General features: G+C 59.5%; 23 protein-coding genes. 22 read left to right on the top strand and 1 reads right to left on the bottom strand.

The annotated features are described in order from the left end of the window. Window positions 1-176 precede the first annotated feature (176 nt). Complete coding sequence (locus tag GGR91_RS09080) at window positions 177-722, bottom strand: pseudouridine synthase (RefSeq protein ID WP_183941873.1); 546 nt, start codon at window positions 720-722, stop codon at window positions 177-179. Between the two features lie 219 nt (window positions 723-941). Between GGR91_RS09080 and GGR91_RS09075 the strand changes: the two genes are divergently transcribed. The 22 genes from GGR91_RS09075 (at window position 942) to GGR91_RS08970 (ending at window position 16,869) form a co-directional block, all read left to right on the top strand. Next, window positions 942-1,403, top strand: coding sequence for a hypothetical protein (locus tag GGR91_RS09075; protein WP_183941872.1), 462 nt, complete (start codon window positions 942-944; stop codon window positions 1,401-1,403). A gap of 34 nt (window positions 1,404-1,437) precedes the next feature. Next, a complete protein-coding gene (locus tag GGR91_RS09070) occupies window positions 1,438-2,691 on the top strand; it encodes a DNA-packaging protein (protein WP_407698410.1) in 1,254 nt (417 codons plus the stop codon). An 18-nt stretch (window positions 2,692-2,709) separates the two neighbouring features. Continuing rightward, a complete protein-coding gene (locus GGR91_RS09065; protein ID WP_183941870.1) occupies window positions 2,710-3,882 on the top strand; it encodes a phage portal protein in 1,173 nt (390 codons plus the stop codon). A 194-nt stretch (window positions 3,883-4,076) separates the two neighbouring features. Then, window positions 4,077-4,523 carry a hypothetical protein gene (locus GGR91_RS09060; RefSeq protein WP_183941869.1) on the top strand — a complete coding sequence of 149 codons (447 nt, stop codon included), beginning with the start codon at window positions 4,077-4,079 and terminating at the stop codon, window positions 4,521-4,523. Between the two features lie 186 nt (window positions 4,524-4,709). Beyond that, the gene (locus GGR91_RS09055; protein WP_183941868.1) at window positions 4,710-4,967 is read left to right on the top strand and encodes a DUF6127 family protein; all 258 of its coding nucleotides are present in this window, start codon (window positions 4,710-4,712) and stop codon (window positions 4,965-4,967) included. Continuing rightward, window positions 4,964-5,362 carry an HK97 family phage prohead protease gene (locus GGR91_RS09050; protein ID WP_183941867.1) on the top strand — a complete coding sequence of 133 codons (399 nt, stop codon included), beginning with the start codon at window positions 4,964-4,966 and terminating at the stop codon, window positions 5,360-5,362. Before GGR91_RS09055 ends, GGR91_RS09050 begins: the two co-directional genes overlap by 4 nt. A 1-nt stretch (window position 5,363) precedes the next feature. Next, window positions 5,364-6,431 carry a phage major capsid protein gene (locus GGR91_RS09045; protein ID WP_183941866.1) on the top strand — a complete coding sequence of 356 codons (1,068 nt, stop codon included), beginning with the start codon at window positions 5,364-5,366 and terminating at the stop codon, window positions 6,429-6,431. Window positions 6,432-6,483: 52 nt separating this feature from the next. Beyond that, window positions 6,484-6,825 carry a hypothetical protein gene (locus GGR91_RS09040; protein ID WP_183941865.1) on the top strand — a complete coding sequence of 114 codons (342 nt, stop codon included), beginning with the start codon at window positions 6,484-6,486 and terminating at the stop codon, window positions 6,823-6,825. Continuing rightward, window positions 6,822-7,013 carry a hypothetical protein gene (locus tag GGR91_RS09035; RefSeq protein ID WP_183941864.1) on the top strand — a complete coding sequence of 64 codons (192 nt, stop codon included), beginning with the start codon at window positions 6,822-6,824 and terminating at the stop codon, window positions 7,011-7,013. Before GGR91_RS09040 ends, GGR91_RS09035 begins: the two co-directional genes overlap by 4 nt. Window positions 7,014-7,022: 9 nt before the next feature. After that, window positions 7,023-7,475, top strand: coding sequence for a hyaluronate lyase N-terminal domain-containing protein (locus tag GGR91_RS09030; protein ID WP_183941863.1), 453 nt, complete (start codon window positions 7,023-7,025; stop codon window positions 7,473-7,475). Further along, window positions 7,475-8,083, top strand: a complete 609-nt coding sequence (locus GGR91_RS09025; RefSeq protein WP_183941862.1) for a hypothetical protein — start codon at window positions 7,475-7,477, stop codon at window positions 8,081-8,083. Before GGR91_RS09030 ends, GGR91_RS09025 begins: the two co-directional genes overlap by 1 nt. Window positions 8,084-8,095: 12 nt before the next feature. Next, a complete protein-coding gene (locus tag GGR91_RS09020; protein WP_183941861.1) occupies window positions 8,096-8,635 on the top strand; it encodes a head-tail connector protein in 540 nt (179 codons plus the stop codon). Continuing rightward, window positions 8,632-8,958: a head-tail adaptor protein gene (locus GGR91_RS09015; RefSeq protein WP_183941860.1), complete on the top strand. Its 327-nt coding sequence runs from the start codon at window positions 8,632-8,634 to the stop codon at window positions 8,956-8,958. Before GGR91_RS09020 ends, GGR91_RS09015 begins: the two co-directional genes overlap by 4 nt. A 190-nt stretch (window positions 8,959-9,148) precedes the next feature. Beyond that, window positions 9,149-9,547 (top strand): DUF3168 domain-containing protein, encoded by a 399-nt coding sequence (locus GGR91_RS09010; RefSeq protein WP_183941859.1) that lies wholly within the window; start codon window positions 9,149-9,151, stop codon window positions 9,545-9,547. A 70-nt stretch (window positions 9,548-9,617) separates the two neighbouring features. Next, entirely contained in the window at window positions 9,618-10,025 is a 408-nt protein-coding gene (locus GGR91_RS09005; RefSeq protein WP_183941858.1) for a phage tail tube protein, read from the top strand. Then, a complete protein-coding gene (locus GGR91_RS09000; protein WP_183941857.1) occupies window positions 10,022-10,336 on the top strand; it encodes a gene transfer agent family protein in 315 nt (104 codons plus the stop codon). Before GGR91_RS09005 ends, GGR91_RS09000 begins: the two co-directional genes overlap by 4 nt. After that, window positions 10,333-10,539 (top strand): phage tail assembly chaperone, encoded by a 207-nt coding sequence (locus GGR91_RS08995; protein WP_183941856.1) that lies wholly within the window; start codon window positions 10,333-10,335, stop codon window positions 10,537-10,539. Before GGR91_RS09000 ends, GGR91_RS08995 begins: the two co-directional genes overlap by 4 nt. After that, window positions 10,539-11,114, top strand: coding sequence for a tail tape measure protein (locus GGR91_RS08990; RefSeq protein ID WP_183942061.1), 576 nt, complete (start codon window positions 10,539-10,541; stop codon window positions 11,112-11,114). Before GGR91_RS08995 ends, GGR91_RS08990 begins: the two co-directional genes overlap by 1 nt. Before the next feature lie 3 nt (window positions 11,115-11,117). Continuing rightward, a complete protein-coding gene (locus GGR91_RS08985; RefSeq protein WP_183941855.1) occupies window positions 11,118-13,442 on the top strand; it encodes a DUF2460 domain-containing protein in 2,325 nt (774 codons plus the stop codon). Further along, window positions 13,442-14,263, top strand: coding sequence for a DUF2163 domain-containing protein (locus GGR91_RS08980; protein WP_183941854.1), 822 nt, complete (start codon window positions 13,442-13,444; stop codon window positions 14,261-14,263). Before GGR91_RS08985 ends, GGR91_RS08980 begins: the two co-directional genes overlap by 1 nt. Then, complete coding sequence (locus GGR91_RS08975; RefSeq protein WP_322788799.1) at window positions 14,253-14,687, top strand: peptidoglycan endopeptidase; 435 nt, start codon at window positions 14,253-14,255, stop codon at window positions 14,685-14,687. The genes GGR91_RS08980 and GGR91_RS08975 overlap by 11 nt, the downstream gene beginning before the upstream one ends. A gap of 1 nt (window position 14,688) precedes the next feature. Continuing rightward, window positions 14,689-16,869 (top strand): phage tail protein, encoded by a 2,181-nt coding sequence (locus tag GGR91_RS08970; RefSeq protein ID WP_183941853.1) that lies wholly within the window; start codon window positions 14,689-14,691, stop codon window positions 16,867-16,869. Window positions 16,870-16,883 lie beyond the last annotated feature (14 nt).

Genomic DNA, 16,883 nt, shown 5'->3' with positions numbered 1-16,883 from the left:
CCAAAGAAAGGCGGCCTACGCGGCGGAGGCGGATGCCATCGCCGCAATGGCGGCGGCGACAATCACGCTGCGCCATTACCGCTGCGACCGATGTGGCCAATTTCATCTGACAAGCCGGACCAAGGGCAAGCGCGTGCCGCGCCCGGCGGACTAGGTCCGGACCCTAGGCCGCTGCGTCAGACCTCGCGCCAACTGCCGGGGGCAAGATCGTCCAGCGTCCAATCGCCAACGCCGTGGCGCACCAGCCGCAATGTCGGGTGGCCAACCGCGGCGGTCATGCGGCGCACTTGCCGGTTGCGGCCTTCGCGGATGATAAGTTCTATCCAGCTGTCGGACACCGTCTGGCGGACGCGGATGGGCGGATCGCGCCGCCAAAGCTGCGGGTCGGCAATGCGCTCTGCCTCGGCCGGCAAGGTCATCCCGTCCTTCAACTGCACACCGCGCCGCAATTGGCCGAGCGCATCATCGGAAACCGTGCCCTCAACCTGAACGCGGTAGATTTTGGGCAGCTTGTACCGCGGATCGGAAATGCGCGCCTGCAACCGCCCGTCGTCCGTCAGGATCATCAGCCCCTCGCTGTCCATATCCAACCGGCCCGCGGGATAGACCCCGGGCACGTCGATAAAGTCGGACAAGGTCGGGCGCGGCGAACCGGCGGTGCCCGTGTCGGTAAATTGCGGCAAGACGCCATAAGGCTTGTTGAACAGAATGACGCGCGACATCCCCATCCCATAGCGAAGCCGCCAGAAAAGGGGAAATCATCTTCTCAGCGCGTAGAATTATAACCAAATAGGTAAATATCTATTGACATCGTAACATTATTTGGTTAGTGTTGGGCATAGTCGAAAATTGCGATTCGCGGCGCTGCGGCGCTTTCGCGAAAATATCAGGGGCTGAAGAGCGATCTTCGGCCCTTTTTCTTTGGGAATAGGAGGTTGGCGATGACGAAAGATAAAATCAGCGTGCCCGACACCCGTTTGAATGCGCGCACCCGGCGTCTTTTCCTCAACCATCTGGCCGAAACCGCAAATGTGGCGGCGTCGGCCAGAGCGGCGGGTGTTGGCAGCAGCGCCGTCTATGCCGAACGGCGACGGTCGGCGGGCTTTCGCGATGATTGGGCGCGCGCGCTTGGCGAAGGCTATGCGCGGCTGGAGACGGATTTGTTGGCCGAAGCCTTGTTGGCGGCCAATGGCAAAACGGCGGACGCTACGTTGAAAGCGCGGGCGCAAAAGCATCGGCTGGCGATTGCGTTATTGAGCGCACATCGCGCCGCGGTGAAGGGCGCGCCGACGGCGGTGACGCCTGCGCCTGCGTTGGCGGATTTGCCGACGTTGAAGGCGCAATTGATATTGAAGTTAACCCAAATGCGCGAACGTGCGGAGCGGGCGAATGACGCAGCTTAATGCCCAGGCGCTGATGGCCATGCCCTATGAACAGATGGTTGCCTGCATCAAAAGCTGGAACCGCCACACAATGGAGGAAACGCGCCGTTGGTGTTTCTGGCGACGTAATGACCAGTTCGAACCGCAGGGCGACTGGCGCACATGGCTGGTGATGGCGGGGCGCGGTTATGGCAAAACCCGCATGGGTGCCGAATGGGTCAGCGCGCTGGCCGCCGCATATCCCGGTGCGCGCTTTGCGCTGGTCGGCGCGACGCTGAATGAGGCGCGGCAGGTGATGGTGGAGGGTGAAAGCGGCCTTTTGGCGCTGCCTTTTGCCGAACGCCCCGAATGGGAACCCAGCCTGCGCCGTTTGACATGGCGCAACGGCGCGACCGCCACCTTGTTTTCGGCCGCAGAGCCCGAAAGCTTGCGCGGGCCGCAGCATGATTTTGCGTGGGCCGACGAAATTGCGAAATGGCCCAACGGGATTAAGGCGTGGGACAATTTGATGCTTGGGTTGCGGCTTGGCCAACATCCCCGGATCATGGCCACCACCACGCCGCGTCCCGTGCCGCTGCTTCGGCGGCTTGTGCTGGAAAAGGGCGTGGCCATAACGCGCGGCCGCACGGCGGATAATGATATGCACCTGCCGCCCGAATATCTGGCGTCGGTGCGCGCGGCGTATGAAGGCACGCGCTGGGGCAGGCAGGAACTGGATGGTGAACTGATCGAAGATGCGGCGGGGGCATTATGGTCCCGCGACCTGATTGAACGGCAACGTGTGTCTTATGCGGCCGATTTGAAACGTATCGTCATTGGCGTTGACCCGCCTGTGTCGGAAAATGGCGATGCCTGCGGCATTGTCGCGGTTGGCATTGGCGAAGACAAAAAAGCCTATGTCCTTGCCGACCACAGCATAGCGGGCGCTTCGCCCGAACGCTGGGCCCGCGCGGTTGCTGCCGCCGTTGATCTTTGGCAGGCGGACCGCGTGGTCGCCGAAGACAATCAGGGCGGCAATATGGTGGAAACCGTCTTGCGCGCCGCCGACCTTGCGATGCCGATTAAGCGGGTGCACGCCAGCCGCAACAAGTCGGTGCGCGCGGAGCCCATCGCCGCATTATACGAAGCGCGCCGCGTCTTTCACACAACTGCCTTTCCCGAAATGGAAGACCAGATGTGCGGGCTGGTTTCGGGCGGGGGATATGAAGGCCCCGGCCGATCCCCCGACCGCGCCGATGCGCTGGTGTGGGCGTTGACCGAATTGATGCTCGGCAAGGCCGAACGGACGCCGCGGGTTCGGCTGCTGTAATTTAAAGGACTGAAACACATGAATATCTTCGGTTGGAAATCAACCGGGCGTGGCTTGCTGCGTCCGGCAAAAACGCGTGTGCAGCAGGATCGTCTGTCGGGCATCCGCAGCTATGGCGTGCCAAGCCTTGGCGATTGGCCGCGAAATTATGAGGCGCAGATGCGCGAGGGCTATCTTTCAAATGCCATCGCCCAGCGTGCGGTTCGTTTAATTGCCGAAGGGCTGGCGTCCGCGCCGCTGACATCGACCGATGCGCAAGCATTGCGGCTGGTGCAGGCAACGTCGGCGGGGCAGGCGTTGATTGAAACAGTGGCGACGCATCTGTTGCTGCATGGCAATGCCTATATTGAAATATTGTCGGGCATGGACGGGCGGCCTGCCGAATTGTTCGCGCTGCGCCCCGAACGGATGACGATTGAGGCCGATGTGCGCGGCTGGCCCGTGGCTTATGTCTATAAGGCCGGCGATGTTGCGAGCCGCTTGCCAGCCGACAGCGTCATCCACATCCGGTCCATTCACCCGCTGGATGACCATTATGGTCTTGGCTGCCTGGGCGCGGCATCGGGCGCGGTGGCGACGCACAATGCGGCGACGCGCTGGAACAAGGCATTGCTCGATAATGCGGCGCGGCCATCGGGCGCGTTGGTCTATGAAATGGGCGAAAGCGGCACATTAAGCGGCGAACAATATACGCGGTTGAAAGAAGAGCTCGCCGCCAGCTTTCAAGGCGCAGGCAATGCCGGACGGCCGATGCTGTTGGAGGGCGGGTTGAAATGGCAGGCGATGGCGCTGACGCCCGCTGAAATGGATTTTGCCGGATTGAAGGAGGCGGCTGCGCGCGAAATTTCGCTCGCTTTCGGCGTCCCGCCCGTTTTGCTTGGGCTGCCGGGTGATGCGACTTATGCGAACTACCGCGAAGCCAACCGCGCGCTGTGGAACCAAAGCATCATTCCCTTGGCGCGCAAAATGCTCGCCGCAATTGGCGAGGGCCTCGCCCCTTATTTTGCCGGTCTTCAGCTGGACATTGATCTCGATGCCATCCCCGCATTGGCCGAGGATCGCGAGCGATTATGGGCGCAAGTCGGCGCCGCGGACTTTTTGACCGCCGAGGAGAAAAGGGCCGCGGTGGGGCTTGGGCCGGTTGAGCCCGCGCCGGAGATATCGAACGAAACGGGTGTAACGGAATTTTAGTGCAATCCTCGGTACGAAACGGACAACGGTCAATTTACGTTCGAGTGACAAGGTCAACGATTTGCTGGCGGGGGCGGAAGTTTCGGCGACATATAGAGGTCCATCGCGACGTCCGGATACAATCCGGGTAGATTATTACGTCGATGGAAGGCATTTTTTCAAAATTTTCCGCAACACGCCGAAAGGTAAATGAGATGGTGAATGTCGCGATAGGGCCCATTCTCGAAGAAATTGGGCAGATCATTGCTGAGATCGTAGACGGGGATCCGAACGGGTCTTACCTGTACGCTGAAGCCGAACAAGGTTTTCAAGCACCGACCCTTTTTAAAGATCATGGCGATCACATCATCTGCTACCGACCTAATATCGAGCTGTGTGATGCTATTGAAAAACTTTGGGAAATTGAGCCTGACGATAAAAAGTGGCAGGCTATGCGTTATGAGGTTGAGGACAATCGGTTCAACGCTCGGTTCGAATTTCCTGATGAACTCAATCCCGACGAATGGGTCGATGATCGACTCGAACGCGCAGTGGCCGAACGATATGGTGACAGACCAATAACGTATCCCAAACCTGACGGGACTTACCAAACTTTGACGTTGGACGATTTTCCCGACGACGATGAAACTGGTCCAAGCTAGCCGTCATCACTTTCCGGCGCGTGTAATGCCACGCACCGCCCAAGATATTGTATTTTGAAGCTTTGCTGTTGCAGCAAGCCAATCGCCGCCTGCGATGAATAGCGGGATGCATATGGTCATGAAGAACCATCATTCCATTGGCGCAACATAACCCGTCTTTGGGTTACCCACATACAGGAATTTCCGATGACAGAAAATAACCTTCAAGGTCTGCTGGAGCAGGCCTCCGAAACTGGTGCCCGGCGTGCGCTTGCCCGTTTGGGTTTGGATGATGCCAGCGCCGCAAAGGATATGAGCGAGCTGCGTGAGCTATTGTCCGCCTGGCGCGATGCCAAGCGGTCGGCGCGCAAGGCGGCGATTGGCTGGGTCGTGCGCATGGTGCTTGCGCTGTTGCTCATCGGGCTGGCTGTAAAGCTTGGCCTGTTGGGGCTGGTCAGCCAGTGAGGCTGGCTGGCTATGCCGCCATCTTTGATGCACCCGATAAGGGCGGCGATATTGTGCGCAAGGGTGCCTTTGCCCGTGCGGCAAAAGCGGGCGTTCCATTGCTGTGGCAGCATGATCGCAACCGGCGCATTGGCTATGTCGAAAGCCTGAGCGAGGACGCGCGCGGATTGCGCGTCATTGCCCGGTTGGACGACGAAGAAACGCCGGTGCAGGCCGGCACGGGCCTGTCCTTTGGCTATCGTGTCCGGGCCATGAAAAAACAGGATTACCGGGAGCTGACGGACCTTGATCTCATTGAGGTCAGCGTCGTCACGCATCCCATGCAACCGCTCGCCCGCGTGTTGGCCGTCGAGGCCGCAGCGGCGGGCACAACATCCATCACCCAAGGAGAATGATATGGATTATGAAACCAAAGCTGACGCGCTTGACGCGGTTTTTGAAGGGGCGGTGGCCGCCGCTCCTGTGACCCGGCCCGTTTTATCGGGGGCGACTGTGGCCGACCCCGCAAAATCGGCCTTTGTTGACGGCTATTTGCGCCGCGGCTCCGAAGTGGAGCTGAAAAGCTTTTCGGGCGTCGTTGCCGCCGATGGCGGATTTGCCGTGCCGCGCGAGATTGATGAAATCATCGATTCCACGTTGAAGGCGATTTCGCCCATCCGTGCGATTGCCAATGTCGTCCGCGTCGGATCGTCGGGCTATCGCAAGCTTGTGACGCAAAATGGCGTGACGTCGGGCTGGGCTTCGGAAACCGCGACACGCCCCGAAACCGCGACGCCAACCTTCAACGAAATCGTCCCAAGCTTTGGCGAGCTTTATGCCAATCCAGCCGCGACGCAGGCGATGCTTGATGATGCGGCGTTCGATGTTGAAAGCTGGCTCGCCAGCGAAATCGCGACCGAATTTGCAAAGGCCGAAGGCGCGGCATTTGTGAATGGCAATGGCAGCAACAAGCCCAAGGGCTTTTTGACCGCACCAACCGCGTCGACTGGCGATGCAACGCGTCCATTTGGCACGCTTCAACATATTGCATCGGGTGTCGCGGGTGCCTTTGCCACTTCAAACCCGCAGGATAAGCTCGTCGAATTGGTCCACGCCCTGCGCGCGCCTTATCGTCAGGGTGCGACATGGGTGATGAATGCGTCTACGCTGTCGGCGATCCGCAAGTTCAAGACCACCGATGGTGCGTTCATTTGGCAGGCGGGCCTAAGTGCGGGGCAGCCCGATACCCTGTTGGGATATCCGGTCGTTGAGGCAGAAGATATGCCCGACATTGCAGCGAACAGCCTGTCGATCGCCTTTGGTAATTTCAAGGCGGGCTATCTGATTGCCGAGCGCACAGAAACCAACATCCTGCGCGATCCATATTCGAACAAGCCCTATGTCCATTTCTACGCAACCAAGCGTCTGGGCGGCGCGCTGACCAATTCGGAAGCGATCAAAGTGATGAGGTTCGCCATTTCCTGATTGCGCGAAAATCTCCCCGCCTATGGGCGGGGAGATCCCTTCGGAGAACGACATGACCATATTTGTTTTTCAACGCGGCGAAACCATTTCGCTCGCGCTTGACGCTGTGACCGGTGACCCCCTTTCCGTCACGGTGATCAGCGCGGCGATGAAGGCAGTGGCCCCTGGCCGGACAAGCGTGAGCGCCACCGCGCCCGTGGCTGCTGCCTTTAACATTGCGCCGCGGATAGCATCGGGTGACGTGCCGGCCGGATGGACCCTGACGGTCGGTGCGGCGCAAAGCGCGCTGTTGCCGGCGGGACATTATCTGGCGGATGCGCGCATTGAGGTCGGCGGCGGGGTTATCATCACCGAAAGCATCGGCATCACGTTGCGCGAAAGCGTCACAGCATGACGATGCTTTTGCAATGGCGACAGCCACCGCCACCCATATTGGCGTGCTGGCGCGGGCCCGATGGCATGCTTGCACCGACCATATCGGCGTCATCCATCGGGTCGGTTCCCACCATCATCGGGCCACCGGGCGTGCAGGGACCAGCTGGGCCTGCAGCCGACATCATTGACGGCGGCACATTTCATTAAGGATCATATATGCCAAGAATTCAAATAAAGCGCGGCTTGAAAGCCAATTTGCCGACAGCATCGATGTTGCCGGGTGAGGCGCATTTTACCACCGATCGTGGGACATTGCACATCGCCACGGGCGCGACGGCGCGGCTGCCCGTGGTTCCGGCGATTGACGATCTTGCGACCGTCGCATCAGTCGATGGCGCAGCGGATTTCCTCATCTTGCACGACGCGTCTGCAGTGGGGCAAAAAGAAGCGAAGATCACGGTCAACGCGTTCAAAGCGGCGTTGAATATCCCTGCGTCTGACCTTGACGAGAAAGCGGCGGTGGTAGCCGGTGGCACATCTGGTTATATTTGGGGCACAAATGGAACCGATGGGGTTATAAGGCTGAACAACTCCATGGCGTGGACCAAAGATGCCGCGAACGCCTTTGTCACGCTGGCGGTGGGCGACGTGGACTGCGGAACATTCTGATGCCCAGCCTTTCCCATAAACGGGGAACACGCGCGCAAGTCGATGCCGCCGCTGCCGCAAACGCGTTGCGTGCGGGTGAAGTCTATCTGATTACCGACGAGGCGCGGCTGACCGTCGGAACAAGCGCAAGCACGCATCAACCCGCCGCGAAGCAGGGTGAAGGCGGTGGCGATCCATGGACGTGGAGTAAGCTTACCGCCGACGTTGCCAATAACACCATCACACCTGCCGCTGCGACGGGTCTGTCGTTCGCCGCTGCGGCCAACACCATGTACCTTGTTGAGCTTATCGGGACCTTTCAGTCGGCGGCAGCCACAACAGGCATTGCGCTTGCACTGGACATTCCCTCCGGCGCGGTGAGCGGAATGACCGTCCACCCCGCCAGTGCGACAACGCTGACTGGTACCGAACAAATTGCCGACGCGGTAACAACAGGTGCCACAACAGGTGTACGCGTTGGCGCCACAAATATCGCGATAAGGGCCAATTTCATTGTGTCGATTGGTGCGACGGCGGGGCAAGTCCAACTGCTGTTCCGGTCCGAAATCGCGGGTTCAGCAGTCACATTAAAGGCCGGACTTACGGCCATGGGCCGCCGGATTATCTAAAAGGAAATTGAAATGCTGAGCATGGAACCGCTCGGCCTCGACAGCGTGATGCTGGACGAGGTGCGAGCCTATTTGCGTGTCGATGCGGACATGGACGACAGTGCGTTGGCGGCGGCGATCCTCGCGGCGATTGGCCATGCGGAACAGTTTACCCGCCAGACCCTGTTGCGCCGCGCCGGAACCGAAATTGTCACGGCGGGCAGCGGATGGCAGGTTTTGCAGACGCTGCCTGTCCAGGCGATCACCAATGTGACGGGCATTCCAGCCGACGGTGCAACTTTTGCGCTTGCCGCGTCGGCTTGGGAACTGAAACTCTCATCACAAAGCGAAGCCTATTTCCGCGTGCTTCAGCCCGGAAGCGCGGGGCGTGTGGAAATATCGCTGGTCGCCGGTTTGGCGACCGATTGGGCAAGCTTGCCGGAGTCACTCCGGCTCGGCCTGCTGCGGCTGGCGGGCTATTTTTATAATAATCGCGACAGCGCCAGCGACGATGGACCGCCAGCGGCTGCGTTGGCGTTGCTGCAGCCCTGGCGCCGGATGCGCGTTGTATGAGCGGCGAATTTGCAGGCAATCTGCGCGAACGCGTGGATATCGAAACCCGCCTTGGCGACCGCGACAGCCTGGCGGGGGCATCGGGCAAATATCGCTATGACGGGCAGGCATGGGCTGCGGTCTCGCCACTGATGCCCGGTGATGTAACCCGTGCTGATGCTCTGTCTGCCCTGCCGCGCTGGCAAGTGACCATGCGCAAGCGTGAAGGCGTGGGCCTTTCCACGCGCTTGGCATGGCGGGGCAAATATCTCGCGGTGCGCGAGGTGTTGAGCGATCCCGTTACGCCGGCACAGATGCGGCTCACATGTGAGGAGGTCCGGTGAATACCGACCGGATCACAGCAAAAGCCGCTGCATTGGGGGAACGCCGTGTTGACGGCCTATGCCAGCAACTGATGCATGCGCCACGCCCCGCAGGCGTCGATGTGGAGCGCAGCGGCGATGGCATCTGCCTGGTCGGCAAAAACCTGCGGCGACGCATGCTCTATGACCCCCAATTAAGGAATTTTGGACGATGAACAGCGCAATGCACACGCTTCAGGCAGCAGCGGTGGCTGCACTGACCGAGCACCCCGTTTTGGCCAATGCGCTGACGGGCGTTTATGACGGTCCGCCGCCGCGGGCGGCATTTCCTTATGTCGCGATAAACGACGGGATCGCCAGCGACTGGAGCACGAAGACCGATGCGGGCCGCGAAGTCCGGCTGGCGTTGACGGTGTGGGATGATGGCGAGTCCGCCACCCGTTTGTCGAACCTAATGTCGCATGTCGAGGACGCCGTTCTGGCCATACCCCGCGACCTTCCGGATTGGCGCATCGCGAGCCTCGTCTTCGTCCGTTCAATGGTCGTTCGCGATCCGGCCGGGCCATGGGCCGGGCTGATTGAGTACCGCGTGCGGTTGCTCGCGATCTGACGCCCGCCAACGGGGCACAATCACATATCTCCTCGCCGGTTGGCGGGGCATTTTCGAAAGGAAAAGGCTTATGCCTGCAGAAAAAGGAAGCGCCTTCTTGTTGAAGGTTGGCGACGGCACATCGACGCCTGTGTATGCAACGGTTGCGGGTCTTCGCACCACGCAACTGTCGATCAATGGCGATCCGGTTGTCATCACCCATAAAGGCAGCGGCGCGTGGCGCGAATTGCTTTCGGGCGCGGGCGTGCGTTCGGTTTCGGTTTCCGGCGCTGGCGTGTTTACCGGATCGACCGCAGAGACGCGGATCAAGAATAACGCACTGTCCGGCCTGCTCGACGATTATGAATTGAGCTTTGAAAGCGGTGACCGGTTGCGCGGCAAATTCCTTGTCGCGCGGCTGGACTATGCCGGCGATTTCAACGGCGAGCGTTCCTATACGCTGGCGCTTGAAAGCAGCGGTCAGGTAACATCCTTATGAACCGGCCGGCCAATGCCCTGCGCGGTGAGGCGATGATTGCGGTGGAAGGCGGGCATATGTTGCTGCGGCCCACCTTCGCGGCTTTGGTGGCCTGTGAAGACGAACTTGGGCCGCTCTTCGCCTTGGTCGAACGCGCGGCTGCGGGGGGACTGAAGCTATCGGAAATGGTTGGCCTGTTTTGGCATTGCCGAGCTGACGCCGATGCCGGGGTGACGCGCGCCGACTTTAGCGAGCGCCTGACGCAAGCGGGTCTTGCAGCGATGACGCCTGCGCTCAAAATTCTGCTCGGGCAGATTTTAAGCGGGCGATGACATTTGGTGAAACCGCATTGCGGTTCAGCGCGATCTGCGCGCTGCAATTGGGGTGGCGTCCGGACGAATTCTGGAATGCGACCCCAACGGAGCTGCTCTGCATTTTGCAGGGTGCCGACGGCCAAGACGCGGCCCCGCCTGACGCGAATGAGATTCAAAAACTGATGTTGCTGTTTCCAGATGGAGCGGCAGGAGACCAATGATGGACGAAGAAATCGACAGGCTGGTCGTATCGGTCCGCGCCGACACCCGTGCCTTTGCAAGAGACGTAGCGGCTATGCGTGCTGAAATTGACGGCCCCTTTGCCGATGGCCTTGAACGCGCGGGCTCCGCATTGGAACGCGGCCTAGCTGGTGCCATTCAGCGCGGCAAGTTCGGCTTTGAAGATTTGCGCAGGGTTGCGCTGTCCGTGCTTTCGGAAATCGCCAGCTCTGCGATTAAGGCAGGCCTCAATAATGTGGGTAGCGGTGCGTCTGGCGGTGGCAGCTTGCTTGCGTCATTGGGTGCGTTGTTGGGCGGCGCGCTTGGGGCACCGGGACGTGCCACGGGCGGGCCAGTGTCGCCGGGCATGGCCTACCGCGTTGGAGAGCGCGGGCCAGAGCTGTTCGTTCCAACGACCAGCGGGCGTATTGAAACGGCGGGCGCTGTCGGTGCGCCAACGCAAGTGCGGCTGACCATCAACGTGTCGGATTCAGGCAAGGGCAGCGCGCCTGCCGCACTTGAGCGATCTTCGCGGCATGTGGCGCGCGCGGTCCGGCAAGCATTGGCGCGGGATTGAACCATGGCATATTGGCTTTGTGACCAAAGACGGCAGCAGAAATCTGTGCCCGTCATGCGCTTTGACCCGCGTTTCTGGACGGTCAATTTCCCGCGCCCGATGATGGCATCTGTGGTCACAACGGGACCGGAATCCCTGCGTGTGGACGCCATATTTTACCGCAGCGATGATCTGGCGGGCTTGATCTGGGACAGTGCCGATCATTGGGATCACCCCTTATTGGCCTATGAAACCAACCGCGATTACCGCCGGTTGACGATGAAATTCCGGTGGCGGTCGGCGGGTATCATGCCGCTTGATGCCATCAATGGCCCAACGCTCACCATCAACGGTCGCGATGCGACGGGTGTGGCCAAAAGCTGGTATATCCGTCTTTGGAATTACGCCGTTGGCACGCCGGAAGATGCCGAAATCGTGCTGGACTTCAGCAACCTTGAGGGCGGGTTTCTTTTGCCACAAGAGGCAGACCCAGTCTTTGCAGGGGACATAGACCAGATTTTCATATCGCTCATCCCGCCGGGATATACCGGCTTGCCGGGCAATTTGCTTGCGCCTGTTGAAGCGTGGGTGGAACTGACGCAGATTAGATGCGACGGGGCTGGCGTCATGCTGGACACCGGCGATGTCATGATGCCCGAGCATGACCTGAAAATGGCAACGGGATATGACGATGCCTATAACCAGACCCCTGCGCGGCTGGTTCGCCAAATCCATGCCCTTGGCTACCGGCAAACGATCAATCATTATGTCGGCATGAGCCATTATTTCCGGCTCGAGCCATTGGGTAATGAACATTATGTCAGCTTGGCGGGTGGTGCGCTCAACGCGCCCTGCCGCGCGTGGCACCGAAATTTTGCGGTTCAGGCAAAGTTGCTGGGCTTCGATCTGATTTTCTCGCTCAGTTACGAATTGTTCGATGCGCATTGCTGGAATGATTGGAAGCAACGGGCGGAAAATGGTGACCGCGCACTAACCGGATGGGTCCCGCCATCCACTTTGCTGTCGCCTGCGCATATTGGGGCGATGAACTATCTCAAGGCGGTCGCGCGGGCATTTGTCTTCATCTTGAAAGAAGCCGGACTGCCGGTGAAGTTTCAGATTGGCGAGCCATGGTGGTGGATCATGCCCGACGGCCGCATCTGCCTGTATGATGCGTCTGCGACTGCGGCATTCGGGACATTGTCGGTCAGCATATCGGACATAAAGGGTTCAAAGTCGCCGGCACAAAAGGCCATGCTGGACCGGGCAGGTGCGATACTCGCGGCGTCGACCGCGTCCATCTGCGCTGCTGCGACGGATGAGGCAGGATCGGCTGGCATAGAGACATTATTGTTGGTCTATCTGCCAACGGTTCTTGATCCGTCCGCACCCGAAGCCGTGCGCGCCAATGTTCCATTGGGATGGTCCGCGCCCGCGTTCGATGTGCTTCAGCTGGAAGATTATGACTGGGTCACATCGGGCAACCATGGCGCCACGCGGCGGGCGGTTCCGCTGATGGCTCAGCGGCTTGGCTACCCCGTTGATCAGCAGCATTATTTTAGCGGCTTCGTTCTGCGCCCCGAAGACACGGCGCAGTGGAGGGACATTGAGATCGCCGCGCGCGCGAGCAGGGCGAGGGGCACAGCGGAAACCTTTATCTGGGCGCTGCCGCAGGTCGCCCGTGACGGATTTACCTATTTCGAAATTGGACAGGAGGATGCGGCTGTGCAGGAATTTGATGACGTGCTTTTCCCGCTGGACATTGGCCGCGAGGCGGAAGTGACGGCGGAGTTCTCGACCAATATTGTCACCACCCTATCGGGGCATGAACGCCGCAACAGCAGCTGGGAGAATGCGCGCCTTAGCTATGATGTCAGCCCGGGTGTTCGCTCCGAAAATGATCTTGGCATCCTGCTTGCGTTCTTTCGGGCGCGGCATGGGCCAGCGGTCGGATTTCGCTTTACCGATCCGTTCGACAACAGTTCGCATGTGATGACCGGAGCGCCCGACAAGTTGGATCAAATCCTGGGGACAGGTGACGCCGTGCGCACCGCATTTCCGCTGATCAAAACCTATGGTGCCGACGGTCAAATAAGGCGCATCACCCGGCCCGTGCCGTCGTCTGTGACGGTTGCGGTCAATAACGTGGCGGCCACAGGCTGGTCGCTGACTGCTGGCGGAATAATCGAATTTCAAACTGCACCGCCAATGGGTGCCGTTATCACCGCAGGCTTCCGTTTTGATGTGCCTGTGCGCTTTGCAACGGACCGGCTAGATTTTGCGCGTGCAACCTTTGGCGCGGGCGATATGCCGACGATAGCATTGGTTGAAATTCGGGAAGCCACCTGATGGACGCCTGGATGGATGGGCCGCTTATCACGGTCGCCTATGGCTGGCGGTTGGAACGGACCGATGGCGTCACCGTGGGTTTTACATCGCACGATGCCGATGTGCTGCATGACAGCATTTTGCTGAAATCCAGCCCCGGGATGCAGCCCACGACGGTCGTGCAAAGCGTTGGGTTGGAGAATGACGGATTGGATGTCTCCGGCGCACTGACGTCCGACTTGATCCGGCAGGATGATTTGATGGCCGGGCGATGGGACGGCGCATATTTGGAGATATTTCTTTTTGACTGGTCAGCGCCCGCACGTGGAAAACGCGTATTGGCGTCTGGCGAGCTGGGTGCGGTTTCCTTTGCAGATGATGCATTTGCCGCCGAACTATTGGGCATCCAATCGCGTCTTGATAAAGCCGTGGCGTCCCAAACGGCGCCGTCGTGCCGCGCGCAATTTTGCGATGCAGCTTGCGGGCTAAGCCGCGAACGCTTTCGTCATTTGGCGATCATATCGCATTTCCAAGGCTATGTGATTTCGGTGAACGGCGGTGGGCCATTTACCCCTGGCCAATTGGCATATGGAAGTGTGCGTTGGCTGACGGGTCCAAATGCGGGGCTGGAATTTAGCATCGTCGGCAATGGCACGGCGGTGATGGAACTGCAGACGATGCCACAGGCGCCGGTAAATGCGGGCGACATGATACAGGTGATCGAAGGTTGCGACAAGCTGATGGCGACCTGCGCAACGCGGTTTGGCAACGGCATCAATTTTCGTGGAGAACCCTATCTGCCGGGAAATGATTTACTGACGCGGTACCCCGGTGCAAATTAGGATCACGCCGGCCGTCACGCGCCAGCAAGCCAAGGTTGCGCAAACCGCGCTCGATTTGCTTGGCGTTCCGTTTTTGCTGCATGGGCGTTCGGCCGACGCAGGGCTCGATTGTGTTGGTTTGGCCGGACTGTGCCTTTCTGCTGCGGGCGAAGACGCGGCTGTACCCACCGACTATCGGCTGCGCGGTCAACATAGCGTGCGCGCCTGCGCATATTTTGATGAGCGGCATTTCTCGCGGGTTTCGGATGGTTCGGTGGTTGCCGGAGACATCCTCTTGCTTGAACCGGGCGTCCGGCAAATTCACCTTGCCGTTATGACGCCCAAGGGTGCGGTCCATGCACATTTGGGCTTAGGCCGCGTGGTCGCAACGCCCTTGCCGCTGCCGTGGCCAACAATCGCGCAATGGCGCCTTATCGGAGACTGACATGGCAACGCTTGTTTTAACGGCTGTTGGCTCTGCCTTTGGCGGGCCGATCGGTGGCGCGATTGGCGCTGCGCTGGGGCAGAAAATCGACGGGGCATTATTCGCGCCTGCCGCGCGTGAAGGCAGTCGGCTGAAGGAGTTGGCCGTCCAAACATCGAGTTACGGCACGCAAATTCCCGCTATATTTGGCGCGATGCGTGTTGCGGGAACGGTGATTTGGGCAACCGACCTGATCGAAGATCGCGCAAAAAGCGGCGGAGGTAAGGGGCGCGCTTCGACGGTCAATTACAGCTATCGCGTCAGCCTAGCGGTCGCGTTGTCAAGCCGGCCAGTAGCCCGATTGGGCAGAATATGGGCCGATGGCAATTTGGTTCGCGGGTCTGACGGCGCATTAAAAATAGACACCCAATTGCGTTTCTATTCGGGCCATGGCGATCAGCAGCCTGACCCGTTGCTGGCATCTGCTGAAGCTGTTGGTCAATGTCCCGCGCACCGCGACGTGGCCTATGTCGTGTTTGAAGATTTGCAGCTGGCAGATTTTGGCAACCGCATTCCATCGTTCACCTTTGAAGTTTTCGAACGCGACGGGCCATTGTCGCTATCGGCATTGTTTCAGTCGCTATCGGGTGGCGACCTCTTGGCCGAAAGCACGCACTCCATCGTTGGTTTCGCCGCGGGCGGAGCGAATATGAGAGAGGCGATTGTGCCGATATTGAATGCCTTTCCAGTCGAGCTCATCACGCGGGACGGCAACCTTGTCGTCCGCGACGTTGGCGCGAACCCTGACCAACCAACCCAAATTGTCGTCGCTGTCGAAGAAGATCGGCGCGAGCTGGATCCGCCCAGTCACCGGATAGCACCCGCCGGGCAAATTCCCGACAGGGTCTCGCTGCGTTATTATGATCCGGATCGTGATTATCAGGCTGGCGTTCAAAACAGCATCAGCAAATCTGGCGGACGTGGCGAGGCCCGGTTGGAGTTGCCTGCCGTCCTCGGTGCATCCTCGGCCAAGCGCTTGGTCGAATTGAAAGCGGGACATGCGCGCTACGCACGGAGCACGCTCACCGCGTCGGTCGTAACCTCTGCCATATTGCTGCAGCCGGGCGATTGTTTCCTCTCCGCCGACGGGAAAAAATGGCAGATCGACGAAATCGAACATGGATTTGGCACGGCGCACATTAAGGCGCGAATGGCGGCTGGGCTGGTACCGGTCGATCAGATGATAGCTACCCCGGGCCGCCACATTCCGTCCGTAGACCAATCAATTGGGCAGACCCGAATTGCCATTATTGACTGCCCGCTGATTGCCGAACGCGATACAAACCAAGCGGCTTTGGCGGTATTTGCGGGGGGAACAGAGGCGGGCTGGAAGCGTGCAGCTCTTTCAATTCAAAATGCGGGCCAGCTGATCGATATTGGCGGAACTGCGCCACAGGCTGTGATCGGGACAACGCAGAACGCGCTTGGATCACATAACGCATTATTGATTGACGAAAAATCATCGCTCCAGATCGAATTGCTTAATGGGTCGATGCTGCTGGCCAATCGTGACACGCACCCTCTGGCATCGGACGCTCCGGTTTTTCATATGGGTGGTGAATTTATCCGCATTGGCCGTATTACGGCGTTGGGTGCCAACCAATATCGCCTGTCTCGGTTCGCACGCGCCTGTTTGTCCGATCAATTGTCAGCGCCGGCGCATGCCGCTGGTTCGCTGATCGTTTGGCTGGACCCTGCCTCCGCACGTATCATTGCGGCAACTGACTATCACATTGGGCAGACGATAACCGTTGAGGCGCAAGGTCTTGGCGACCCGAGCCCAGTTGTTGAGGCTGCGATGGCCCATGGGCGGGCAATCACGCCTTTGGCACCTGTCCATGGTCGCGCACGGCGCCAGGCAAATGGAGATATTCACCTCAATTGGGTCCGACGTTCGCGCCTAGACCTTGGGTGGGTTGATGGGGTTGATCAGCTCATGGTTGAAGATCGCGAGGCCTATCACGTCACGTTGTTGGCTGACGACAACATCTTGCGCGACTGGACGGTATTCGAGAACGCGTTGCATATTTCAGCCGACGATTATGCCTGCCTCGGGATACCGTCAGGCAGCGAACTAGGTTTCAGTGTCCAACAGATCGGCCGATTTACACAATCGACGCCGCTTTTGTTCGGCCTCGCATAAATTTCACATCATCA

Origin of the sequence: Sphingorhabdus rigui, from assembly GCF_014196595.1 — a bacterium.
Classification (GTDB): Bacteria; Pseudomonadota; Alphaproteobacteria; order Sphingomonadales; family Sphingomonadaceae; genus Sphingorhabdus_B; species Sphingorhabdus_B rigui.
This window is presented reverse-complemented; position numbering and strand designations above follow the sequence as displayed.